The following is a 5,088-nucleotide window of genomic DNA, read 5'->3' as shown; positions in this document are numbered from 1 at the left end:
AGCTGATGGACGACCTGAACGAGAAGGGTGTCTACCGGCTGACGGACGATGAGCTGGCGATGCTTCGGGAAGATTTCGACGCGACCTTCTGCAGCGACGAGGAGGGCAAGGCGATCATCGCCGCTTATGCCAATAAGGGGTACATCATGGACCCCCATACGGCGACCTGTTTCAAAGCATATGACGAGCTGAGAAAGAAGAGCCTCAAAACGGTGATCTGTTCGACGGCGGAGTGGACGAAATTCAGTCCGACGGTCAGCGAGGCGCTCGGACACAGAGCGGAGCGCGATCTCGATGCGCTGCAGTGGGTCAGCGAGCACTACGGCGTACCGGTTCCCCCGATGATCGCCGAGCTTTTCGAAAAGCCTGTCATCCACGATACCGTCGTCGAGAAAGAGAAGATCGAGGAAGAGATCCTCAAATTTATCTGATGAAGATTGCGATCGTCGGCGGCGGTGCCGCCGGGCTTATGGCCGCTTTGACGGCGGCGGAAAAGAAGGTCCGGGTAGACCTGTATGAGCAAAATACCGACGTGGGAAAGAAGATTCTCGCATCGGGCAACGGCCGCTGCAACATCTCCAACACTTCACTGACTTCCGAAGATTATTTCGGACACCATCCTTCGTTCGTCAACCACGCGCTGAAACGGTTCGATTTCAAAACCTTCACACATTTCTGTGGATCGATCGGCCTTTTGCTCGATATCAAACCGGATGGGCGCGTCTATCCTCTCAGCAACGAAGCGAAATCGGTGCATGAGGCATTGCGTCGGGAAGCGCTGCGCCGGGGTGTGCGGTTTCTTTTGAACCGGCCGGTTCGGCATATCGAAAAACGGACGGCCGGATTCATCGTCGAAACGGAGGAGGGAACGGAATCCTACGATCGTCTCCTGATCGCGACGGGATCACCCGCCGCGCCACAGCTCGGCGGCTCCCGGAGCGGATTGCGGCTCGCCGAATCTTTTGGGCACACGGTCGTCGACCCCTATCCGACACTGGTCGGCCTGCATCTTCAGGGGGATCTTCCCGCACGGATGAGCGGTATCAAAGTCGATGCGGAAGTGACACTCCATATCGAGGGGAGGGGGAACAGGAGTGTCCGGGGGGATCTGCTCTTTACCCGTTACGGCGTCTCCGGCTTTGCCGTGCTCGACATCTCTACCGAGGCTTCCCGGGCGCTCGGACACGGGCGGAAAGTCTCCATCGGCATCCATCTTCTTCCGGAGTTCGAACGTCAGGCTCTGGTTTCGCAACTGGGCAAAGTTGCCGGAAGAGTCGGGCATCTGCCGCTTTCGCAGATGCTGCATGGTCTGCTTCCGAAAAAGATCGTTCATGCACTGCTGCTCTCTCTGGGCATGGATGCCGGCAACCCCTGCAGCCGGCTTGGTGCGAAAGATCTGCGCAGGATCGCCGCACAGATCGCCGACTGGCGCTTCGACGTGACCGATACGCACGGCTACAAGCATGCCGAAACGGCCGGAGGAGGCGTCTCGACCGAAGAGGTCGACGCCAAATCGATGGAGTCGACGATCGTTCCCGGTCTCTATTTCGCCGGTGAAGTGCTCGATATCGTCGGGCGCCGGGGCGGCTACAATCTCCATTTCGCCTGGGCCAGCGGCAGAGTCGCCGGCGAAGCGATGGCGAAATAACCGTTTCAGAACCTCATAAGTCATAATCTGGGATAATCTTTAAAACTCTTTAAAGGTGAAACGGTTATGGAGATCTTCAAACTGGGTGAAACCGCCAAAAAGATGCATGTGAGTCCCGAACGTGCCAAAGAGATCCTGGATGAGAATATCGTCCCGAATATCAAAAAGAGTTCGTCGTCGCGGGAGACCTATTACGTTCCCCAGATGATGTTCGATTACGCGAAGAGCGTGTTGGGTCTGGAGAAAGACAAAGAGTTCAAGAAGCTCGTGATCGAACCCGAAACCTACAGACGTTTCAGAAACAGAAACGGTACGAAGGTCGTCTCGTTTTCGAATCTCAAAGGGGGTGTGGGAAAGACCTCCATCGCCGCGAACTTCGCCTACGATCTGGCACTGCTCAACAAGCGCGTTCTTCTGGTCGACATGGATTCCCAGGCGAACAGCTCCCGCTATTTCGCCAACCGCTACTTCGTTAACGAGAGTATCAAGAACATCTTTGACAGAATGACACGCAAAGAGAGTGTATCCGCCGACGATGTCAACGAGTACATCGTACCGATCGAGTTCGAGAATGCGGAGCTCGATCTGCTTCCGAGCGAACTGTCGCTGGGGCGCATCGTCGAATTGAGCCGGTCGGTCTTTACCCTGCCGCACAAGAAGCTGAACGACATTCTGAAACTGGTCAAAGAGAATTACGACTTCATCGTCATCGATACCCCGCCTTCGACCGGGTTGTCGCTCCATATGTCACTGTATGCCAGCGATCTCGTCAGCATCGTCACCGACGCGGAAGATTTCAGTGTCAACGGGTTGAACGAACTCTATCTCGAGATCAAGGAGCTCGCCGAAGAGACGGACCATGATGTCAAGGTCGATTCGGTCTTTATCAACAAGATCAAGAAGAGCAACATTCACAGTGTCTACATTGAAGCGATCGCGGAGATGGCCGTGAACGAGGGAATCGAAAATGTCTATACGATCAAAGACAGCACCCGCTTCAAAGAGTCGCAGAATCTCCATATTCCACTGATCGAGTACAAAAAAGAGCTCGAGAAAAAACTGGTCATTGCGGAGAGCATGCTCGAGTACGCAGTCGACAAAGCACTGGAGGCGTGATATGGCAAAAGTGAATCTGGAAAAGTTCAAAAGCAACGCGAAAAGCGCCCTTTCGAAAAAAGAGACCCACGGTATCTTCAAAGAGCAGCGCGAGAAGATCGAGACCATTCCGCTGAATGCACTGGAGAACGGAATCGTGATCCGGCTCTTCGAAAGGGATTTGGGAGCACTGGAGAAATCGATCGAAACGGTGGGCCAGCTCGAGCCGATCGTTGTCCGGCGCAGGGGCGAGCGCTACGAAGTGCTCAACGGCAACAGACGGGTCGAGGTCGCGAAAGCGTTGGGTTTCGCCGATATCGCTGCGGAAGTGGTCGATGTGGATGAGCAGGATGCTCTGTTTCTTCCCTATCTGCTCAATGCACCCGAGAGTTTCGATCTGATCGAAATCGCTCTCTATCTCCAGAGGCTCAAACAGGAGCACGGGATCGACGACGACACGATAGCCGAAAAGAGCGGTTTGAAAGTGGCGGACTACAAAGAGCTCTTTTTCGACAACAGCAAAGGGGACCCTCTCACTTCATTCAACGAACACTTCGAAGCATTGCTGAAACGCTATTTCAGAATCATCCGTGACGAACTCGATATCGAAAAAGGCGGTGTCCGGCTCAAAATCAAAGTCGATAAAAGAGCGGCGGATGATAAAACCAAAGCGGAAGTTTACCGATTTATATACAAACTGAGCCAAATGTAGGAAAAATTTGAAGAGACGATTCATTGTAATTTATGGAGTGGCTGCGCTGCTCTTTTATGGGTGCGGCGGAAGCGGCGGAGGAGTTTCCGACGAGACGGAAGAGGTGACGCGATCGACCCGTTCCTACTCTCTCCACAAAGATATCACGGCAACGGTGTTCTGGATAGGGGAATCCGCCAGTCCGGCGAACGGGAACATCTCCAACGTTTCGAGTACATGGGATGAAAAGTGGACGGAGCGTTTCGGCGGTATCGACACACCCGACCGACGGAACGGCTACTTTCCGCAGGAGTTCAGACCGAGAGAAAATCCGTTTTACGCTGCGCTGCCCTATAACGATTTCGATGAAAACGGTTCGAGAAAGCCCGGTCTCGATGGTTTGATTCCATGGTATACGCCCGGTTGGCCGGAGTGGCGCTCCTTTTGTAAAAACCGCTGGATCAAAATCGAAAAAGATGGCAAAACCGTCTATGCCCAATGGGAAGATTCGGGACCTTTTGGCGAAAACGATGCCGATTATGTGTTCGCAGATGCATTGCCGCTCAACACTCTCAACGATCGTGCCGGTATCGATGTCTCGCCCGCCGTCAGAGATTATCTTGGACTGCAGGATATCGACAAGGTGGATTGGCGCTTTGTGGATGACGGAGCCGTTCCAAACGGGCCCTGGAAAACGATAGTGACAGCGAGTGGTGTCGGCTGGCCCCTCTGGTATCGTCCCGATACGAACGTCTCCTGGCAGTGGCAGCTCAACGGTCAGGTCGATACAGGGTACGATGTGGAACTGTACGATATCGATCTTTTCGACAGTGATGAAAACCTGATACGCGATTTGAAAAACGACGGGAAAAGAGTGATCTGCTACTTCAGTGCGGGGAGTTATGAAAACTGGCGGGACGACAAAGATCTCTTTCCGTCGGAAGTTCTGGGGAAGGCACTGGATGGCTGGGAGGGTGAACGATGGCTCGATATCCGGTCGGCTGCGGTCCGCGACATTATGAAGTCGAGGCTGGAACTCGCAAAAAACAAAGGGTGCGATGGTGTCGAACCGGACAATGTCGACGGATACGACAACGACTCCGGATTTCCTTTGACATACGGCGACCAGATCGATTACAACAGATTCCTGGCGGAGGAAGCGCATCGCAGAGGATTGGCTGTCGCCCTCAAAAACGATCTCGACCAGATCGAAGCACTTGAACCCTCTTTCGATTTCGCTCTCAATGAAGAGTGCCATACCTATGATGAATGCGACAGACTGAAGCCTTTCATCGATGCCGGCAAACCCGTTTTCCATGTCGAATACGACAGAAAATATATCGATGATGCCAATCAGCGACAAGCATTATGCGACGAGTCCAATCGGATGGGCTTCCGTACACTCATTCTGCCTCTCGATCTCGACAACAGCTATCGCCATAGCTGCCAATAAACAAAATTTAAACACAGGTTCTAATAGATTTTCATAAAGTGACGATATTAAAAAATCCGAGCAGTACGGTTTTACAGGTGGAACAAGTGGAAAGAGCATAATGGAACAGATCGAGATTCAACGTTCAATTGCCGACGGCCTTCTGGATTCCGAAGAGAAATTCCGTGCACTTGTCGAGCATGCGGTTGTAGGCATCTACAT

General features: G+C 53.0%; 4 protein-coding genes and 1 pseudogene. All 5 read left to right on the top strand.

Features of this window, described 5'->3' with window-relative positions:
- A pseudogene (locus tag Q1K24_RS08355) lies at positions 1-431 on the top strand (threonine synthase); the annotation flags it as partial.
- Positions 431-1,648: an NAD(P)/FAD-dependent oxidoreductase gene (locus tag Q1K24_RS08350; protein ID WP_300368765.1), complete on the top strand. Its 1,218-nt coding sequence runs from the start codon at positions 431-433 to the stop codon at positions 1,646-1,648. The pseudogene Q1K24_RS08355 and the gene Q1K24_RS08350, both read left to right, overlap by 1 nt.
- A gap of 66 nt (positions 1,649-1,714) precedes the next feature.
- Positions 1,715-2,764 carry a ParA family protein gene (locus Q1K24_RS08345; RefSeq protein WP_300368762.1) on the top strand — a complete coding sequence of 350 codons (1,050 nt, stop codon included), beginning with the start codon at positions 1,715-1,717 and terminating at the stop codon, positions 2,762-2,764.
- A gap of 1 nt (position 2,765) precedes the next feature.
- On the top strand, positions 2,766-3,455 hold the full coding sequence (locus Q1K24_RS08340) for a ParB N-terminal domain-containing protein (RefSeq protein WP_300368759.1): 690 nt from the start codon (positions 2,766-2,768) through the stop codon (positions 3,453-3,455).
- A 7-nt stretch (positions 3,456-3,462) separates the two neighbouring features.
- Positions 3,463-4,887 (top strand): endo alpha-1,4 polygalactosaminidase, encoded by a 1,425-nt coding sequence (locus Q1K24_RS08335; protein ID WP_300368756.1) that lies wholly within the window; start codon positions 3,463-3,465, stop codon positions 4,885-4,887.
- Positions 4,888-5,088: the final 201 nt, after the last annotated feature.

It is taken from the genome of Hydrogenimonas sp. (assembly GCF_029932565.1).
Lineage (GTDB): Bacteria > Campylobacterota > Campylobacteria > Campylobacterales > Hydrogenimonadaceae > Hydrogenimonas.
Note: the sequence above shows the minus strand (reverse complement) of the source record. Positions and strands in the feature narration are given on the sequence as shown.